This window comes from Streptococcus sp. HMSC078H12 (assembly GCF_001814615.1).
Taxonomy (GTDB): domain Bacteria; phylum Bacillota; class Bacilli; order Lactobacillales; family Streptococcaceae; genus Streptococcus; species Streptococcus salivarius_F.
On the sequence record NZ_KV817339.1, the window covers coordinates 134,569 to 151,767 of the forward strand.

General features: G+C 40.8%; 17 protein-coding genes. 2 read left to right on the plus strand and 15 right to left on the minus strand.

Annotated features, from left to right (window positions below; translation table 11 throughout):
* Positions 1-60: 60 nt before the first annotated feature.
* The 10 genes from HMPREF2979_RS07340 to HMPREF2979_RS07385 all read right to left on the minus strand — a co-directional run bounded on the left by HMPREF2979_RS07340 (position 61) and on the right by HMPREF2979_RS07385 (position 9,934).
* The gene (locus HMPREF2979_RS07340) at positions 61-315 is read right to left on the minus strand and encodes a type II toxin-antitoxin system RelE family toxin (RefSeq protein WP_070655918.1); all 255 of its coding nucleotides are present in this window, start codon (positions 313-315) and stop codon (positions 61-63) included.
* Positions 305-520 carry a type II toxin-antitoxin system RelB family antitoxin gene (gene relB / locus HMPREF2979_RS07345; protein WP_013990356.1) on the minus strand — a complete coding sequence of 72 codons (216 nt, stop codon included), beginning with the start codon at positions 518-520 and terminating at the stop codon, positions 305-307. The genes HMPREF2979_RS07340 and relB overlap by 11 nt, the downstream gene beginning before the upstream one ends.
* A gap of 132 nt (positions 521-652) precedes the next feature.
* A complete protein-coding gene (locus HMPREF2979_RS07350) occupies positions 653-1,495 on the minus strand; it encodes an aldo/keto reductase (RefSeq protein WP_070655919.1) in 843 nt (280 codons plus the stop codon).
* A gap of 134 nt (positions 1,496-1,629) precedes the next feature.
* A complete protein-coding gene (gene galE / locus HMPREF2979_RS07355; protein WP_070655921.1) occupies positions 1,630-2,631 on the minus strand; it encodes a UDP-glucose 4-epimerase GalE in 1,002 nt (333 codons plus the stop codon).
* Between the two features lie 129 nt (positions 2,632-2,760).
* Entirely contained in the window at positions 2,761-4,371 is a 1,611-nt protein-coding gene (gene dexB, locus HMPREF2979_RS07360; protein ID WP_070655924.1) for a glucan 1,6-alpha-glucosidase DexB, read from the minus strand.
* A gap of 230 nt (positions 4,372-4,601) precedes the next feature.
* Complete coding sequence (locus tag HMPREF2979_RS07365) at positions 4,602-5,906, minus strand: sensor histidine kinase (RefSeq protein WP_002891285.1); 1,305 nt, start codon at positions 5,904-5,906, stop codon at positions 4,602-4,604.
* Positions 5,903-6,556, minus strand: a complete 654-nt coding sequence (locus HMPREF2979_RS07370; RefSeq protein WP_002891287.1) for a response regulator transcription factor — start codon at positions 6,554-6,556, stop codon at positions 5,903-5,905. The genes HMPREF2979_RS07365 and HMPREF2979_RS07370 overlap by 4 nt, the downstream gene beginning before the upstream one ends.
* A gap of 71 nt (positions 6,557-6,627) precedes the next feature.
* Positions 6,628-8,004 (minus strand): ABC transporter permease, encoded by a 1,377-nt coding sequence (locus tag HMPREF2979_RS07375; protein ID WP_070655925.1) that lies wholly within the window; start codon positions 8,002-8,004, stop codon positions 6,628-6,630.
* 13 nt (positions 8,005-8,017) lie between these two features.
* Positions 8,018-8,650: an ABC transporter ATP-binding protein gene (locus tag HMPREF2979_RS07380; protein WP_070655927.1), complete on the minus strand. Its 633-nt coding sequence runs from the start codon at positions 8,648-8,650 to the stop codon at positions 8,018-8,020.
* 15 nt (positions 8,651-8,665) lie between these two features.
* Positions 8,666-9,934 carry an ABC transporter permease gene (locus HMPREF2979_RS07385; protein ID WP_070655930.1) on the minus strand — a complete coding sequence of 423 codons (1,269 nt, stop codon included), beginning with the start codon at positions 9,932-9,934 and terminating at the stop codon, positions 8,666-8,668.
* A gap of 306 nt (positions 9,935-10,240) precedes the next feature.
* Here HMPREF2979_RS07385 and HMPREF2979_RS07390 point away from each other — a divergent pair, with 306 nt between their 5' ends.
* Positions 10,241-11,725: a DUF1846 domain-containing protein gene (locus HMPREF2979_RS07390; RefSeq protein WP_070655932.1), complete on the plus strand. Its 1,485-nt coding sequence runs from the start codon at positions 10,241-10,243 to the stop codon at positions 11,723-11,725.
* A gap of 221 nt (positions 11,726-11,946) precedes the next feature.
* Here the strand turns inward: HMPREF2979_RS07390 and HMPREF2979_RS07395 are convergent, their stop codons facing one another.
* Positions 11,947-12,291 carry a hypothetical protein gene (locus tag HMPREF2979_RS07395; protein WP_037601098.1) on the minus strand — a complete coding sequence of 115 codons (345 nt, stop codon included), beginning with the start codon at positions 12,289-12,291 and terminating at the stop codon, positions 11,947-11,949.
* A gap of 260 nt (positions 12,292-12,551) precedes the next feature.
* Here HMPREF2979_RS07395 and HMPREF2979_RS07400 point away from each other — a divergent pair, with 260 nt between their 5' ends.
* Positions 12,552-13,745: a ferredoxin reductase family protein gene (locus HMPREF2979_RS07400; RefSeq protein ID WP_070655934.1), complete on the plus strand. Its 1,194-nt coding sequence runs from the start codon at positions 12,552-12,554 to the stop codon at positions 13,743-13,745.
* A 237-nt stretch (positions 13,746-13,982) separates the two neighbouring features.
* On the opposite strand, the gene HMPREF2979_RS07405 is transcribed toward HMPREF2979_RS07400, so the two are convergent.
* From HMPREF2979_RS07405 to dhaL, 4 genes are all read right to left on the minus strand, one after another.
* Positions 13,983-15,074, minus strand: coding sequence for a glycerol dehydrogenase (locus tag HMPREF2979_RS07405; RefSeq protein WP_004182244.1), 1,092 nt, complete (start codon positions 15,072-15,074; stop codon positions 13,983-13,985).
* Between the two features lie 151 nt (positions 15,075-15,225).
* On the minus strand, positions 15,226-16,209 hold the full coding sequence (locus HMPREF2979_RS07410) for a Gfo/Idh/MocA family protein (protein ID WP_070655936.1): 984 nt from the start codon (positions 16,207-16,209) through the stop codon (positions 15,226-15,228).
* 14 nt (positions 16,210-16,223) lie between these two features.
* The gene (gene dhaM / locus HMPREF2979_RS07415; RefSeq protein WP_002885319.1) at positions 16,224-16,598 is read right to left on the minus strand and encodes a dihydroxyacetone kinase phosphoryl donor subunit DhaM; all 375 of its coding nucleotides are present in this window, start codon (positions 16,596-16,598) and stop codon (positions 16,224-16,226) included.
* Positions 16,599-16,601: 3 nt separating this feature from the next.
* Positions 16,602-17,177 (minus strand): dihydroxyacetone kinase subunit DhaL, encoded by a 576-nt coding sequence (gene dhaL / locus HMPREF2979_RS07420; protein ID WP_002885240.1) that lies wholly within the window; start codon positions 17,175-17,177, stop codon positions 16,602-16,604.
* Positions 17,178-17,199 lie beyond the last annotated feature (22 nt).

A 17,199-nucleotide genomic window follows, 5' to 3' on the forward strand; every position in this document is an offset into this window, starting at 1 on the left:
CACGAGTTGCTTCTATCCTATTAAAAATTAACGGAACCTAGGATATTCTATGTGTTGATGCTAATAGATATCACGTCTATGACCGACTTCGAGGGCAAGTATGATTAGTTCATTGTCTTGAATATTGACAATAACACGATAGGCACCAATACGATAGCGCCATTGTCCAGTGCGATTGGCAACAAAGGCCTTACCCTTGGCTCTTGGATTATCTGTGACACGATTGAGATAAGACTTAATTTGTTTTCTGACGAAAGAATCCAACTTTTTAAAATTTTTGGCAAATTTAGGGGTGGGTACTATCTTATAGGTCATCCCAATTTAGCACCTCCCCACCGTTTTCAAGATAGTCTTCATATTCTGCCAAAGCCAAATCGGCTACTCTAGCGTCGTATTCATCCTCAATAGCGTCTAAAGTCTTGGTACGAATTAATTCTGACAAGGATACGCCTTCGAATTTCGCAATGGCCTGCATGAACTTCTTATCTGCCTCTGAAACCTTCAATGTAATTGTTGTCATATCCTTAACCTCGTTCTCTTTTGTAACACCATTGTATTACCACTCCTCTTTTTTGTCAATTTTGATAATAGGTTCATACTTTTATTCGTAAAACAATAGAAAAAGCAACCCTCACGAGTTGCTTCTATCCTATTAAAAATTAACTGTATCAGGATCATCCTGAGTTTTAATACCTTGAATCTTATCCAATACTGCCATATCTTCCTCTGACAAATCAAAGTCAAAAATATTCAAGTTGGCTTCGATATTTTTTGCTGTCACTGACTTAGGTAGTGGCAAGAAACCTTTTTGAAGGCTCCAACGTAAGGCAACTTGAGCAACAGATTTTCCGTTTCGTTCAGCTACTGCTTCAACGTCTTCATTTCCAAAAATGCTACCAGTACCTAGTGGGCTATAGGCTTCAAGAAGAATGTCACGCTCTTGGCAATAGGCAACCAAATCTTCTTGGGCACAACCTGGAGCCAAAAGAATTTGATTGACATGTGGCACAATTTCAGCCGTTTCAAGGAGAGCATCAAGATGATGCTGCATAAAGTTAGACACACCGATAGCACGCACCTTACCATCTTTGTAGGCTTCTTCCATTGCCTTCCAAGCACCTGCATTGCCAACCTTCCAAGCATCATTCTCACGAAGAGCCTTTGGATTAGGCCAGTGGATGAGCAAAAGATCCAAATAATCCACACCTAGTCTTTCAAGAGACTCGTCGATAGAAGCCTTAGCCAAATCGTAATCGTGCTTGTCATTCCAGAGTTTAGTCGTTAGGAAAATATCCTCACGCGCCACATCACTATCTGTAATCGCCTTACCTACAGAAACCTCGTTACCGTAGATTTGCGCCGTATCAATATGTGTGTAACCCGCCTTAAGTGCGAAACTAACGCTGTTATAAGCTTCTTCCCCTTCTGGAATCTGCCAAGTCCCAAAACCAATTTTAGGAATCGTAACGCCATTTGAAAGTGTATATGTTTCCATCCTGTTCTCCTTTTCTTTTTTTAAATAGTACTATCTTAAAAAAGATAAGTCAAAAATGCAAAGATTTGCTACGATGTGTAGGAAAAAACTCCAAGTGATAGTTTATGACCAGATGGAGCTTCTATCCCTTATAATTAATCTTTATCATCATAGCCTTTTGGATGGCTTGAATGCCATGCCCAGGCACTTTGGATGATTTTTTCGATATTGTCAAATTGTGGTTTCCAGCCTAGCACTGTACGAGCCTTTTCAGAGGATGCAATCAATGTATCTGGATCACCAGGACGACGATCAGCCTTCTCAGCTGGAATTTCTTTACCAGTTACCTTACGAGCTGCTTCAAGAATTTGAAGGTTTGAGAAACCTGTTGAAGAGCCTAGGTTGAAGGCTGTTGACTCATTTCCTTTGCGGAGATATTCCACTGCCAAGAGGTGGGCATCCGCCAAGTCGAATGGATGCACATAGTCACGAACATTTGTACCATCTGGAGTATTGTAGTCGTCACCAAAAACCATGATTTTCTCACGAACCCCTTGAGCTACTTGAAGGATAATTGGAAGAAGGTGAGTTTCTGGACCATGGTCTTCACCGATAGATCCATCAGGTTTTGCACCAGCGACGTTGAAGTAACGAAGTGGCACATATTTAATACCATAAGCTTTATCAGACCACTTCATGATAGTTTCCATCATCAACTTACTTTCACCATATGGGTTGATAGGATTTTGTGGTGTTGTTTCAAGAATTGGAATTTCTTCTGGGATACCGTAAGTTGCAGCTGTTGATGAGAAGACAATGTATTTGACACCGCATTCGTTCATGACTTCAAGCAACTTCACCATACCAGCAGTGTTATTGTCGAAATACTTAAGTGGCTTTTCCATAGACTCAGCCACAAGTGAGTATGCTGCAAAGTGAATAACGGCATCGACATCAGGATTTTCCTTAAAGACCTTACGCATAAAGTCCTGATCTGCCAAATCTCCCTCGTAGAATACCGCGTCTGGATGGACTGCCGCACGGTGACCCGTCACCAAGTTATCCACGACAACGACTTTTTCTTGGCCCGCTTCAACCAAACGGTCCACCATGTGAGAACCGATGTAACCAGCCCCACCTAAAACTAAGATTGCCATAAAATTTACCTTTTTCTTATTTTTCTATTATTATAACATAATTCTAGTCTACAGGACTAACCTGAGTTAAGTAAGGGGAAAGAAGATAAAAAATGGTCATCAACAGTTAGTTGACAACCATTTTTCTTTCTATTTCACCTTGACACAAAGGGCATCCCAGGCTTGGAGTTTGCCTTGGTCAGCGATTGGTTTCAGTTCGGTATTTGCGATGACGACTTCTGCGACATCAAAATCATAATCAAAGTCTTGTTCTTGGTCTGATAGATTAACCACAACCAGATAGCTACTATCTTGAGTCTTACGGATATAGGCAAAAACCTTATCAGCAGTCTCTAAAAGTTCAAAGTCAGCATCAATCAACCAATCCTGTGTTTTGCGAAGCTCAACCAGTTTCTGATAAGTATAAAAAATCGAATCTGGATTAGCTAGGGCTGAGGCAACATTGATATCCTTATAGTTAGGGTTAACAGCTAGCCATGTTTTATCTGCTGAGCTAAAGCCAGCATTTTTAGACGCATCCCACTGCATTGGTGTTCGGGCATTATCACGTCCAACATGACGAATCTGGTCCATAATCACTTCCAGTGGTGTCCCTTTTTCAAGGGCTTCTTTGGCATAGTTGAGAGATTCAATGTCATTCAATTCTTCCAAAGTTCTAAAAGGATAATTGGTCATGCCGATTTCTTCACCTTGATAAATGTAAGGTGTTCCTCTCATCAGATGAAGGAGGATAGCCAAGGCCTTGGCTGACTTCTCACGATAGACACCAGTATCCCCCCACATTGAGAGAATACGAGGCAGATCATGATTATTCCAAAAAAGTGAGTTCCACCCTTGTCCCAACTCTAACTCGGTTTGCCATTTATTAAAAATAGTCTTAAGTGCTAAAACATCCAACTCCTTCTCATATTCCCATTTAGGGCTATCTGGCTTATGCTGAAGTCCAATATGTTCAAACTGGAAAACCATGGAAAGTTCTTGATTATCTGGATTTGAATACTGTTTAGCAATTTCAGGTGTTGCTCCCCAGGTTTCACCAACGGTTAGAAGGTCGTGCTTTCCAAAGCTTGCCTGGTTCATCTCCTTGATGTAATCGTGAAGTTTTGGACCGTTTGTATCAATCAGTTGATCTGGGATCTTACCAATCATATCAATCACATCCATGCGGAAACCACCGATTCCCTTATCAATCCAGAAATTCATCATGTCATGAATTTTCTGGCGCAACTGTGGATTTTCCCAGTTGAGGTCTGGCTGTTTCCTACTAAAGAAATGCAGATAATATTGACCTGAGGTCTCATCATATTCCCAAGCAGATCCACTAAAGATAGAGACTAACTCATTAGGTTTGTCTCGCCAGATGTAGAAATCTCGTTCAAGACTTTCTGGATTTTCACGCGCTTCGATGAACCATGCATGCTCATCAGACGTATGGTTAACCACCAAGTCCATAACAATTTGAATATCACGCTTCTTGGCTTCCGCCAAAAGCTCATCCATGTCACTCATATCCCCAAAAATATCCGCAATAGCCTCATAGTTAGCAATATCATAACCATTGTCGTCCATCGGGCTATCATAAACAGGAGAAAGCCAAAGAGCTGTAATTCCTAGCTTTTGAAGATAGTCTAACTTACTTGTAATCCCCTTGAGGTCACCGATGCCATCACCGTTGGAATCCATGAACGACTTGGGGTAAATTTGATAAATTGTAGCTTTATGCCACCAGTATTTTTGCATAATTCTACTCCTCGTAGTTATTATTATCGTGAGTCTGATAGTTCTATTTTACGTTTTTCTAGAAGTTATGCAAGCGTTTTTTTTGTTGTTTAAAACATTTCAATGATCTATACTCCAGACTCCTTAAACTTTTGGTAATATTAAAAAATAATAGAGTTGAAATGTAAGGTCAGCCTTTGCTTATTTAACAATACAAAAAAAACGATGGTTAATACCTTAACCATCGCTTTTTACTTTTTGGGCAAGACCATAACAAAGCGCCTCCCCGTAGAACTTTCTTCAAATCTATAGCTAAGTTCCTCATGCTCTAAAAGGTATTTGACCACAAAAAGGCCTAATCCTCCTTCTTTCTTAGACTGAGCTTTAGTTGAAATATTTTCTTTAGATACACTCGTATTTTCAATGACAAAATCAGTTCCTTCATTTTCTAAACCTATTCGAATCACTCCACCCTTATCAGAATGCTTGACTGCATTACTGATGATATTTGAGAGAACCAATTTCAAAATAGGTAAATTCATGAAAATACTAGTTGCCGGAAGATAATTGTCAATTGATAGGGAGCGATTCTCAACCAACACTTGATTTTGAGTGAGTATCCGATTTACCACATCATCTAACTGAATCCACTCCTTATCACCACCTAATTCTTGAACAGAAGATAAAGACAGGATCTCTAGGACAATCTGGTTCATCTCATCGACGATGTCAAGAGAAACTAATAGGTAGCGGTCCCGATCCTTGTAGCGACCAATTTTATCTCGCATATTTTCTAGGATAATCTTCAAGCTGGCCAGAGGCGTCTTGAGCTCATGCGAAGCTCCCCGTAGGAATTCGACCTTCATCTGCTCCAACTTCAGATTTTCCTGTTTCTGCTGCTCTAGATTGTCGATCACCTCTAAAAGATGGTGATAGAGATCGTTAATCTGTTGCTTGAGGACGCCGATCTCATCCTGCGAATGGATGGGAAGACTGGCTGTCCGATCCAGCCGCTTCATCCGCTTGGTCATCTGCTTGATTTCAAGGATCGGAGCGGAAATCAAGCGGGCATAGAGATAGGAGGCAATTAGCGATAGAACAAAGGAAGCAAGGAGACTATAGGGAAGAAAGCCCAGACTGATGTCCCGCGCTTCCTTTTGCGAATCGACGGTCGCTAAGAATTGCAAGGTTAAGTCTTTCCCTTCCTTGGTCTGAATCTTTCGCTCTTCAATAACCACCGAATTATTTTGGCTATCAGGGTTCACGAGCAGGTCATCCTTTACCTCTATGGCATTTTGTTTTTGCTTTCCTTTGATAGACACCTTGATATCATTGGTCTTGGAATAAAGGTCGATGACCGACTCAATGGTCCCTTCTTCCTGACCCTGGAAACTCTTAGCCAGTGCTTGCGATTTCTTCAAAATCGTCTGGCGCTGGGACTCGATATAGCTCGATGGAAAAATAAAGTAAACCGAAGCATGGAGAAGGATAACTAAGCTACTAAAAAGGGCAAAGGTGATCAGAAAGATTTTTGCAAAGATACTCCGTTTGGTCATGGTCTCTCCAATTTATAGCCGACATTGCGTACCGTAACAATACAGTCTAGCTCCAGTTTTTTTCGTAGTTCCTTGATATAGACATCGATCACCCGGTCAAAAGGAATCTCTTCCGTCTCCTTCCAGACGGCATCGAGGATCTGAGAGCGGGTCCGGGCCTTGCCCTCATGCTGGAGCAAGTATTCCAAGATTTCCAACTCCTTGGCATTCATGGAAATAGCTTGCCCAGCTAGGCTGGCTGTATAACTCTCAAAATCCACCCGTGCCTCTCCATAGGTGAAGACCCGTGAAGGTTGAAGCTTTTTAAAAATAGCTTCGATACGGACCTTCAAGAGGGACAAGGAGAAGGGTTTTTCCAGGTAGCCATCTGCCAACTCTCCAAAGGCTGTCAACTTATAGTCCTCGTCATGGAAGGCCGTTAGCATGAGGACAGGGACTGAGCTGGTCTTGCGAATGGTCTTGAGGACTTCCAAGCCATTGAGGATAGGAAGCTGGATGTCCAGCAAGACTAGATCCGGCGCTTCTTTGTGAAAGAGGTCCAGGGCCTCCTGCCCATCGCCTGCTTCAAAGACCTCATAGCCACATTCCATGAGATAGTCGCTCATCCCTTCTCGAATCAGGACTTCATCTTCTACGATTAGTATCTTCATACATTATCCTTTTCATCTATATATAGTCGCTTTCTTTCATTATACCGTTTTTTATAGGTGCAGCAAACTTATCATTCAACATCAACTAAGAGGTCTTTGGGTTTCTTGTGAAGAAGCCAGCGAGAAGAAATTAAGGATACCAAGCTTAAGATAAAGCCACCGACTAGAATAACTACTAAAAGTTGCTTAGGTTGGACTGTCATATGAATCTGAGTCAGAGTCTTACTGAAGCTCTCTGCCTCAGCCCCTCCACCGAGATTTGCAGCTAGAGATTCTTTTGTCATTTGCTTATTGATACCTTTCGTAACATTGGAAAGGACTGTTTTACCAACTTTTTCGGCAAAGAAACTCGCTAAACCATATGATAAAAGAAAGGCTGGTAAGGCAATCATCAGTAATTCCATTAAAAATTGACCCGCAACCTGTGTCTTTTTAAGTCCCAAGGCCAAAAAGATACCAACTTCTCTACGACGAGCATTTAACCATAAAATCAACAGAAGGGTTAGCAATAAACTTGTAAAAATGAGACTTCCAATAAACATACGATTTGCCACACGATACATCCCAAGAATAGATTCCTGTAAAGCAGGGTAGTTTGATGAACTCTTAACAAGATCGTAGAGTGTCCAGTTAATGTCCAACTTTTGAATCTTTGCTATCAAGGAATCAAGATTTTGATCGCCTTTAGCAAAGAAAGTGGCATCCTCATAAGTGGCAGTTTCTACGGTATTACCATAGAGTTTTGCTGCTGTGTCTAGATCAGTGATGAGGGTGTTTTCATACAACTCCTGAGCATAGGTAACGGCTGCTTGATTTTTACCAGAAAATAAACCTTTGATAGTCACTTCTACTGTTTCATCAGCCCTTTTTTCGTTATCAGCATCATAGAGATTAGATCTAAGCTTTACTTTATCTCCTACATTAAGACCATTCTTTTTAGCTAAATCTTCGTGCATCAAGATTTGATTATGGTCCTTATCGGTTAGATGTTCTCCTTGGACTAGTTTGTAGGCTCCAGAGACAAACTTATCTTCTTTTGATGAGTCATTGACTCCTGTCAACATCAAGGTAGACTTAAAATTTTTAGCACGTTCTGGCGACTGATTTTGTAGCGTTTGCTCTGTTTCGATAATCTCATGATCTAGTAAATCACCAATACCATTTATCCGTTTAATCGTCGAAACAATCCCTTTAGTCTCACTAATCTTTTTAATATCTTCTCCCTTAAGATTTCCAGCCCCTCGAGGAGTTCCAGGATTCGTATTACGATTAATCTGCATTGAAAAACTATTGGTAATTGACCCTAGACTCTTGGAGGCTGCTTCTTGGGTTGCACTTCGCATAGCAAGTCCTAACAAACTAAGAGTACTCATCAAAAGAATAATAGTTAACAGTAATAGTGACTTTGACCATTTTCGTGTAATATATGCAAAAGCGTTTCGAAACATAAGAGTCCTTTCTTTATTTTTTCTTTTCTATGAGTTTTTTCTTCTTCAACTCTAAAACCACATCAGATGCCTGAGCAACTTCCTTACTGTGCGTGACAACTATGACACATTTTTGGCGATCTAAAGCCATTCTTTTAAGGATAGTAATAATATCCTTGGCAGTTTCCTCGTCTAGATTTCCTGTCGGTTCATCTGCTAAGATAATCGGAGCCTCTGAAACCAAAGCCCGTGCAATAGCTACGCGTTGTTGTTGCCCACCTGAAAGTTGCAGGACATTTCGATTAATTTGTTTTTCATCTAATCCCAATTCAGAAAGTATCTTCTTATCAGCATTTTTATTAACAAGTCGTACATTTTCTAAAGGTGTAAGATAATCAATGAGATTGTAATTTTGAAAAACAAGAGCAACATGGTGTCTACGATGATAACTAGAGCTTTTTTTCTTGATATTTTCTCCGTTAAACAAGACCTGCCCCTTCTTGGGATAATCAAGACCTGCCAAAAGGGAAAGTAAGGTCGTTTTTCCCGCTCCAGATTGCCCAATAATACTATAAAATTTACCTTTCTCGAAACGATAATTCACCTTCGAGAAGATAGCTTCACTTTTATTTTGATAACTATACGTAACATCTTTGAGTTCTAACATAGTGTTCCTTTCTCCTTAACTCATATTAGATAAGATTTCTTTTGGAGTTTTGCGCCATATGAGACCTGTTGTCACACCGAGCGATAATATTACCAAGACAAGAAGACTTAGATAAGATAGGCCTAAAGGTAGTCCCTGAGGAATATGATCTAATAACTGAAGAGCCTGCTGCTGTCCTTGCTGTCCTTGCTGTCCTATAAATTCTTGCAAAAACAGTCGACTTAGTAGTCGTCCACTAGCAAGGGCTGGTAGCAAAGACATAAGGGACACCAACAATATCTCCACAAGAAATTGAGCAAAAATACGTCCCTTGCTCTTCCCAATTGCTAAAAGAATACCTATCTCATGATTTCGCTCACGCGTCCATAGTGCCATTAAAAATGAGAGGATCCCTGCTCCTGTAACAATTAAACTAATCATCATCGTTCTGACGATTCCTTGTAGCGCTTTAGACGATTCCTTCAAGGAATCAAAAGCCTTACGGTCCTCGTCTAAACGTAGACGATTCCAATCGATATTCAATTGTTCCACTTGTTTAATGACTTGATTGATTCTATCTGGATTCTTAATACCAAAGGATAATTTTGTCACTAACTTATCAGTCAAATTAAGCAGTTGGCTATTATCGTCATAATGGAGGAAGATTTGATTTTCACTTAAATCTGAGGACATTCCAGTAAAAGTCTCCTCCTTCTTGCCAGAAAAAATACCAACGATATCAAAGGTCATTTCCCTAGCTCCACTTTCAGTCATCTGGAAATTGGACAAGGTCAGCTTATCTCCGACGCTTAGCTTATTTTTCCTAGCAAGCGATTCATGAATCATAATTTGCCTTTTAGCAGATATGTGCTTCCCCTTAATGAGTTGAAAAGCACCACTCCTAAAATCAACACTTTGGCCTGTTTCCTTAGTAAAAGTGGCTCCCAAGGCTTGATTAGCCTCATTATCAAGATCATCACGTTCCACCGTTTGTTTTCCTGTAACTACCTTCTTATCGATAAGTCGCACCGGACTTACATATTGAGGTATCGTTGAAATCACATCAGATAGATGACTAATCTTTGCCCCCTCTTTCCAGGAAAAGGCACTCCCTCTTTCTTTACTTACCAGATCAAAACTGGCCCCACTTGACTTCCTGATTTGTGCCTCCATTCCTCCACCAACTTGCATAAGAGAAAAACAAAAATACAAGCAAGATAATATCAAAAATAAAATAAGAAAAAGGATAAAATTCCGCGTTTTTTTGCGGAAAATATAAGCAACTGCCTGTTGTAAGAGAACCATCTTCCACCTCCATTTAAGACATTGGCCCTCAGCTACACCAAAGATAAATGAGGACTCTTCATTTTTCTTATCCTAATTATAGACGACAAATGTGAAACCTTTATGAAATTCAATATTCTGAAGTGATTGTTATCTAAAAATCTAACTGCTGAGATGAGAACTCCAATTAAATAATAACTCTAAAGGACTATCATAAAAAATTCGTTTCATGATTGACTTCACCTCTTTTTCTCCCATAAATCGTCTTTCGCCAATAGCATTTACCCTCGGCATTTGATATAATTTTTCTCAGAGGTATTTTTATTTATGAAGAAACAAGCTTTTAGTTCTGAACAGTATTTGAATCTGCAACGCGACCATATTTTGGAGCGTATTAACCAGTTTGACGGCAAGCTCTACTTGGAGTTTGGTGGTAAGATGTTGGAAGATTTCCATGCTGCCCGTGTCCTCCCTGGTTATGAACCTGACAATAAAATCAAGCTCCTTCAAGAGCTCAAAGATCAGGTCGAAGTGGTTATTGCTATTAATGCCAGCAATATCGAGCATTCTAAGGCTCGTGGTGACCTTGGCATTTCCTACGACCAAGAGGTGCTTCGTCTGATTGATAAATTCAACGAGCTCAATATCTATGTGGGTTCTGTTGTTATTACGCAGTATTCTGGTCAACCTGCAGCCGATGCTTTCCGTAACCAATTGGAAAAAAATGGCATCACGCCTTACATCCACTACCCTATCAAGGGCTACCCAACGGATATGAACCATATCATTTCTCCTGAGGGTATGGGGAAAAACGACTATATCAAGACTAGCCGTAACCTTATCGTTGTTACTGCTCCTGGTCCTGGTTCTGGTAAATTGGCGACATGTATGTCTAACATGTACCACGACCAAATCAATGGTATCAAGTCAGGTTATGCTAAATTTGAAACCTTCCCAGTTTGGAATTTGCCGCTTCATCACCCAGTTAACCTGGCCTATGAAGCTGCCACTGCCGACCTTGATGATGTCAATATGATTGACCCATTCCACTTGGAAACTTATGGCAAGACTACAGTAAACTACAACCGTGACATCGAGATTTTCCCAGTCCTCAAACGTATGCTTGAGCGTATCCTTGGTGAGTCTCCTTACGCTTCACCTACGGATATGGGTGTTAACATGGTTGGTTTTGCCATTACGGATGATGAGGCCGCCAAAGAAGCTTCTAAACAAGAAATCATCCGTCGCTACTATCAAACTGTACTTGATTTCAAAAATGAACGTGTTCCTGAGACCGCTGTCAAGAAGATTGAGTTGCTCATGAACGATCTTGGCATTACTCCTGAAGATCGCCAAGTGGTCGTTGCAGCACGCGCTAAGGCTGAAGAAACAGGTGGTTCTGCTCTTGCACTTGAATTGCCAAATGGTCAAATCGTCACTGGTAAAAATTCAGATCTCTTTGGTCCAACTGCGGCTGCTTTGATCAACGCTATCAAGACTTCTGCAAGTATTGATAAGGATACTAAACTTATCGAGCCTGAAGTGGTTAAACCTATCCAAGGTCTGAAAATTGACCATTTGGGTAGCCGTAACCCTCGCCTCCACTCAAACGAAATCCTCATTGCTTTGGCTATCACAGCTGCCAACAATGCGGATGCGGCGCGTGCCATGGAGGAACTTGGTAACCTCAAGGGTTCTGAAGCCCACTCAACTATCATCCTTACTGATGAAGATAAAAATGTTCTCCGTAAGCTTGGTATCAATGTGACCTTCGACCCTTACTATCAATACGACAAATTGTATCGTAAGTAATAAATCACTAGAAACATCAAAGACCTCAGTTTTAGCAACTGAGGTCTTTTAGAATGTAATTTAGCTGGAAAAAGAAAAAAGGGAAACTCTATCGAGTTCCCTTTTTGATAACCCACTCTTTCGTCTCGACCCGTTCCCAATGAAAAGGGAGTGGCCTAGCATTATTATGAAAAAGTGAGTTAAAGGTATCAAACAGAGGGCTAAGCCACTCCCGATTCTAATCAGCCTACGATTTCTATCTTGAGAAAAGGTAAGCTAAAAAGCAAAATTATAGTAGATAGGACAGCAACAAGTGGGAGATAACGACCTCCAACAAGATAAAGTAACAATGGCGCTATCGCTATAAAGCGATTTAGAAAATTGCTAGTAACACGGACAATTTGCCCATCCTCCACCGTAATAGTGTTAGACTTGTAACCCAATTTTCCGACACTCAAACGAGCTTTTGACGATGGTAGGGAAACGCTCACGTCTTCCACTCCAGAAACTGTCCCCACAAGACTACTGTCTACGCGAATAGGACTCTTTCTAGCTACCTTGCTCGCTTCAATTGTTATACTAGCCACTAGCCATCTCCTTTTCCTATCTTTCTACCTATATTATACACTTTTTAAAACGCTTACACAAGTGAAATGACTGTTAAATCAGGATTTCTTGAAAATCATTTTGTCTTTTCAAACATTCTCGGATACCTTGATTACTATACCAATATCAGCTTGTATCTTCAAAAAATTAATTATTTTTGACAGGAAATCTTTTATAAGATATAATGTAACAATATCATTTACAACTAATTAGTAATATTTCAGTATAGAAAGAAGGTTACATGAAATCATATAAAGGAATTCTCCTACTAATTGCAAGTCTGGGGCTGACGGTCTATGCTTGGCAAGCAGCAGGTATGACAAACTTTGTCGCACCTGGTTTAGCTTTAACTACCCTATCATGGACTTTTATGTTGGCAACCCGATCACGAGTTTTAGAAAAACTCTTTAACGGGATTGAAAGCATGTACGCTGTCCACAAGTTTCTTGCCATCTTATCAGTTGTTCTTCTAGTCTTCCACAACATCGGTATGGGGAGTCTATGGGGTTCCCGTCTGGCTGCCCAGTTAGGAAACCTTGGTATTTATACTTTCTTGACTATTGTGATTCTGGCCTTTCTTGGTAAACGTCTCAAATATGAAACTTGGCGTTGGCTTCATCGTTTGGTCTACTTGGCCTATATTTTTGGTCTCTCCCACGTCTACTTAATTTTAGGACAAGTATTGACTAAGCCAAGTCTCTTATCCTTTGTAGTGGGGGTCTTCGCTGTTCTTGGTTTAAGCTCAGGTTTTTATATCATCTTCCTCTACCAAATTATTGGTTTTAAAAATCGTGGGAAGATTGTAGGATTAAAACATATTAACCATGATACAACAGAAATAGCCATTAGGCTAACACGTCCAATGGATTATCAGTTTGGTCAATTTGCCTTTATTAAGATCCTTCAAGCCGGTTTTGAAAAGGCACCTCACCCTTTCTCTATCTCAGGTGGACATGGTAATATTATCTATTTTACCGTTAAGGCCTCAGGTGATCATACCAAACAAATCTACAAGAAGCTCAGAGTCGGAAGTCCTGTAGCAATCGACCGTGCCTATGGTCACATGTTGCTAAATCAAGGTCGTGACAAGCAAGTTTGGATTGCAGGTGGTATCGGCATCACCCCTTTCATTTCCTATATCCGTGAAAATCCAGTCCTTGATAAGGATGTCGACTTCTACTACGCCTATACAGGTGAACAGAATGCTGTCTATCTGGAGATGTTGACTGCATATGCTGCGAAAAATAAAAATTTCAAACTTCACACTATTAATAGCCAAGTAGATGGTTATCTAGACTTCACTGACTATCCTCTCACTGATGACACAACGGTCTTTATGTGTGGTCCAGTAAAAATGATGGAAGCATTTGCTAAAACCTTTAAAGCAAATAATCCAAAAGCTGAGCTTGTTTATGAGGGCTTCAGTTTTAAATAATAGAAGTTAACAAATCTTTAAATTCGATTAACACCCCAAGAGTCAGTAATTTTAGCTAACTCTTGGGGTGTTTTTTTCCGACTTAAAACCATATCATAAAAAGGGCTTAGTCCTATCTAATACAGAACTGAACCCTTTCCTATAAGAATTTGTCTATCCTGTTTGGATAAGTGCCAGAGGGGGATAATATTCCTATACGGGAATAGTGGCACTTCCCCTACAAAAGACCAAATTCACTTAGGCTAATCCATGAACATAAGCATCTACAGCAACGATGGCTTGAGCAATATCAGAAGCTTTCACTTCAAATGGCATTTGATGAATAGTCTCTCCTTCGATTGTTGCTTGTTGACCAACCTTGAGAAGATCTTCGTAGCTTGCATTTTCAAGATGCATTTCTTTAAGAGTGGTTGGCATGCCAATTTGTTGATAGAAACGAATGTATTTATCCAAAACTTCTTTTGGACGATTTTCTAGGAACAATTGTACAAGAGTTCCGTAAGCTACTTTTTCACCATGAGTCAAATGGTGAATATCGCCAGTGAGGGCTGTGAAACCATTATGGATGGCGTGAGCCGCAGCCAAGCCACCACTTTCAAATCCGATACCACTGAGAAGGGTATTGGCTTCAATGATGTTTTCAAGGGCAGGCGTTACCACTTTTGCTTCACAGGCAGCCATGGCTTGTAAACCATCTGCAAAAAGGATTTCTTCACAGCGTTCAGCAATGGCAACACCAGCAAGTGTTTGGTGTTTGCCTAGCATGGTTTTACCATTTGCTTGCATAACTGCTCGAGCTTCTACCCAAGTTGCTAAGCCATCTGCGATACCAGAAGCAAGCAAGCGTTTTGGCGCTTGAGAGATAACCTTACTATCAACCAAAACTAATTCTGGGTTCTTAGAATAGAAGATGTAGCGTTCAAAGGCACCTTCGTCCGTATAGATAACAGACAAGGCTGAAACCGGAGCATCTGTAGATGCAATGGTAGGAGCAATCACTACTGGTGATTTTAGAAGATCTGCGATGGCTTTAGCACTATCAATAGTCTTACCACCACCTAAACCAATGACTAAATTACAGCCCTTTTCTTTGGCCAAACTTACCACACGATTAATTTCATTATCTGAAGCTTCACCATTAAAGAAGACTGGAACAACTGTAAGTCCATTTTGAACGAGGTATTCTTCGAAACGTTGACCCACAATGTCATAAACTACTGAATCACACAATAGTACAGGATGACTTCCTAGTTCCAAAATGGTTTTTGCATTTTCAAATAAGGCATTTTCACCTTGAATGTAACGCGACGGACTTGCAAAATTTCTCATAGTCTTTCTCCTTTGACATAAATGTATTTATATAGAATCAATTAAACGACCTTAGTTCTATGGAATATAGAGCTAAAAACTCACTTTAATTGACAGCATATCTATTTGGAGTCAGTACATAAGTCTAATTTTTTCTCTGTTTTCAAAACTCCTACTCTTCTTCTGGGTAGGTCAAACCCCAGTCTTTACGGAGTTGTGTCATGAGATCCATGACATCTCGGCTGTAATTGAGGTAAGTATGATTATCCTGGCCTGCAACAGCTGCTTCCATATCGAGGACCTCATACTGGAGGGCTTTAGCGGTTTCTCCTGCTTCGATGACTTCTTGTGAGCCATCTTCCGTATAGGTGATGACCGCCTTTTGCCCACGTGGGTATTCATAAAGTTCGATATAGCCCTTGTCATAGGCGATAGTACCACGTTTAGGCTGTTTGGCGTGAAGACTTAGCGTCACCGTTGCCATTTCCCCTTCTGCATTGGTAAGGAGAATACCCGCTTGTTCATCAACACCAGTTGGAGCTAATTTAACCTGTGAAACCATCTCTGTCGGTTGCGACGTCATGAACCAACGTACAAAGGAAAGTGCATAGACACCGATATCAAGTAGGGCACCACCAGCCAGATTACGATTGAAAAAGCGGTTGGTCATGTCATATTCTTTATAAGAACCGAAGTTCATCTGGATAACCTTAAGAGGTCCCAACTTACCACTTTCCACGATTTCAGAGAGTTTTCGATAGATAGGCATATGGAAAATGGTCATGGCTTCTGCCAGTTTGACATGATTTTCTTCGGCCAGTTGAATAGCTTCTGCCAATTCCTCACTATTTAGGGTGATGGATTTTTCACAGAGGACGTGCTTGCCAGCTGCTAAGGCCTTGCGAAGGTAATTAATATGCGTATTGTGAGGCGTTGAGATGTAGATAATATCCACTTCAGGATCTTCAAAGACTTGGTCAATCTCTTCATAAACCTTTTCAATGCCATATTTTTCAGCGAAGGCTACACCCTTGTCATAGGTACGATTGGCAACGGAATAGAGTTTCCCACCAAGAGCTTCCAAGGCGTGTGCCAATTCGTTGGCGATAACGCCAGTTCCAAGACTAGCCCAGTTATACTTAATTTGATTTGTCATAATTTTCCTTTATTCTATTTTTGAATAGTCAATTCATTAATCTGAGATAAGATTTCAACCTCACTCGCTCCTGCCTGAAGCAAGGCTGCAGCCGCATAAGCCCCCTCAATGAGAGGTACCTGTTGAATAAGGATTTCCTTGTCTGAAAATTCCTCAAGCATTTCCAAATTCATACGGGAACTGCCTAGGTCGTAAAAGGCCAAGAGTCGGTTGGCGGGCTGACTTTCCACAGCCACTTGGACATGGTCAAAACTAGATCCCAAGCCACCATCTTCCAGACCACCTGTAGCCGTCAAAGGGATATCTGGAGCGACTTCACGAATCAGGCTCACCAAACCTTTAGCAATATCCGCAGAGTGGGACACAATCACAATTCCAAGTTCTGGCATATCCTAGCCCTCCGCTTCTAGCAAGGCTTTGAAGAGTAGACCAGACGAATAAGAGCCTGGATCAATGTGACCAATAGAACGCTCACCTACATAAGAGGCACGCCCCTTGGTAGCCACAACTTCCTTGGTTGAAAGAACAGCTTGATCAATAAGGTCATTGGTTAATTGACCTTGTTTGACAGCTTCAACAACTGGGTGCCAAACATCCACCATGGTCTTTTCACCAACTTGTGCATGACCACGTTTTTTAATCATCTCGAGACCTGCCTCAAGCACTCCTGCCAAATCTTGACCAGCTTGTTCAGCCTTCATCATGCCCATAAATGCAGACCCATAAAGCGGACCTGAAGCACCACCAACCTTACTAATCAAGGCCATAGACACTGCCTTAAAAACTTCTGCCGTACTTTGTGGTTCAGTACTGTTAATAGCCTCAATGGCTGCCGCCATACCACGTGCCAAGTTAGCACCATGATCACCATCTCCAATAGGACCGTCTAATTCAGACAAGTGGTCTTTTTCTGCTTCAACCCTTTGATCAAAGCATTGCATCCATTTTACTGCAACTGTTTTATCCATAATATACCTAATTTCTAGTTTT

What these genes read in the sequence shown, in the direction of transcription:
- HMPREF2979_RS07400 (WP_070655934.1), top strand. Translation starts at nt 12,552, where the DNA reads ATGAAATCATATAAAGGAATTCTCCTACTAATTGCAAGTCTGGGGCTG.
- HMPREF2979_RS07350 (WP_070655919.1), bottom strand. Translation starts at nt 1,495, where the DNA reads ATGGAAACATATACACTTTCAAATGGCGTTACGATTCCTAAAATTGGT.
- HMPREF2979_RS07375 (WP_070655925.1), bottom strand. Translation starts at nt 8,004, where the DNA reads ATGTTTCGAAACGCTTTTGCATATATTACACGAAAATGGTCAAAGTCA.
- HMPREF2979_RS07340 (WP_070655918.1), bottom strand. Translation starts at nt 315, where the DNA reads ATGACCTATAAGATAGTACCCACCCCTAAATTTGCCAAAAATTTTAAA.
- HMPREF2979_RS07410 (WP_070655936.1), bottom strand. Translation starts at nt 16,209, where the DNA reads ATGACAAATCAAATTAAGTATAACTGGGCTAGTCTTGGAACTGGCGTT.
- HMPREF2979_RS07365 (WP_002891285.1), bottom strand. Translation starts at nt 5,906, where the DNA reads ATGACCAAACGGAGTATCTTTGCAAAAATCTTTCTGATCACCTTTGCC.
- dhaL (WP_002885240.1), bottom strand. Translation starts at nt 17,177, where the DNA reads ATGGATAAAACAGTTGCAGTAAAATGGATGCAATGCTTTGATCAAAGG.
- HMPREF2979_RS07380 (WP_070655927.1), bottom strand. Translation starts at nt 8,650, where the DNA reads ATGTTAGAACTCAAAGATGTTACGTATAGTTATCAAAATAAAAGTGAA.
- dhaM (WP_002885319.1), bottom strand. Translation starts at nt 16,598, where the DNA reads ATGCCAGAACTTGGAATTGTGATTGTGTCCCACTCTGCGGATATTGCT.
- HMPREF2979_RS07370 (WP_002891287.1), bottom strand. Translation starts at nt 6,556, where the DNA reads ATGAAGATACTAATCGTAGAAGATGAAGTCCTGATTCGAGAAGGGATG.
- galE (WP_070655921.1), bottom strand. Translation starts at nt 2,631, where the DNA reads ATGGCAATCTTAGTTTTAGGTGGGGCTGGTTACATCGGTTCTCACATG.
- dexB (WP_070655924.1), bottom strand. Translation starts at nt 4,371, where the DNA reads ATGCAAAAATACTGGTGGCATAAAGCTACAATTTATCAAATTTACCCC.
- HMPREF2979_RS07385 (WP_070655930.1), bottom strand. Translation starts at nt 9,934, where the DNA reads ATGGTTCTCTTACAACAGGCAGTTGCTTATATTTTCCGCAAAAAAACG.
- relB (WP_013990356.1), bottom strand. Translation starts at nt 520, where the DNA reads ATGACAACAATTACATTGAAGGTTTCAGAGGCAGATAAGAAGTTCATG.
- HMPREF2979_RS07405 (WP_004182244.1), bottom strand. Translation starts at nt 15,074, where the DNA reads ATGAGAAATTTTGCAAGTCCGTCGCGTTACATTCAAGGTGAAAATGCC.
- HMPREF2979_RS07390 (WP_070655932.1), top strand. Translation starts at nt 10,241, where the DNA reads ATGAAGAAACAAGCTTTTAGTTCTGAACAGTATTTGAATCTGCAACGC.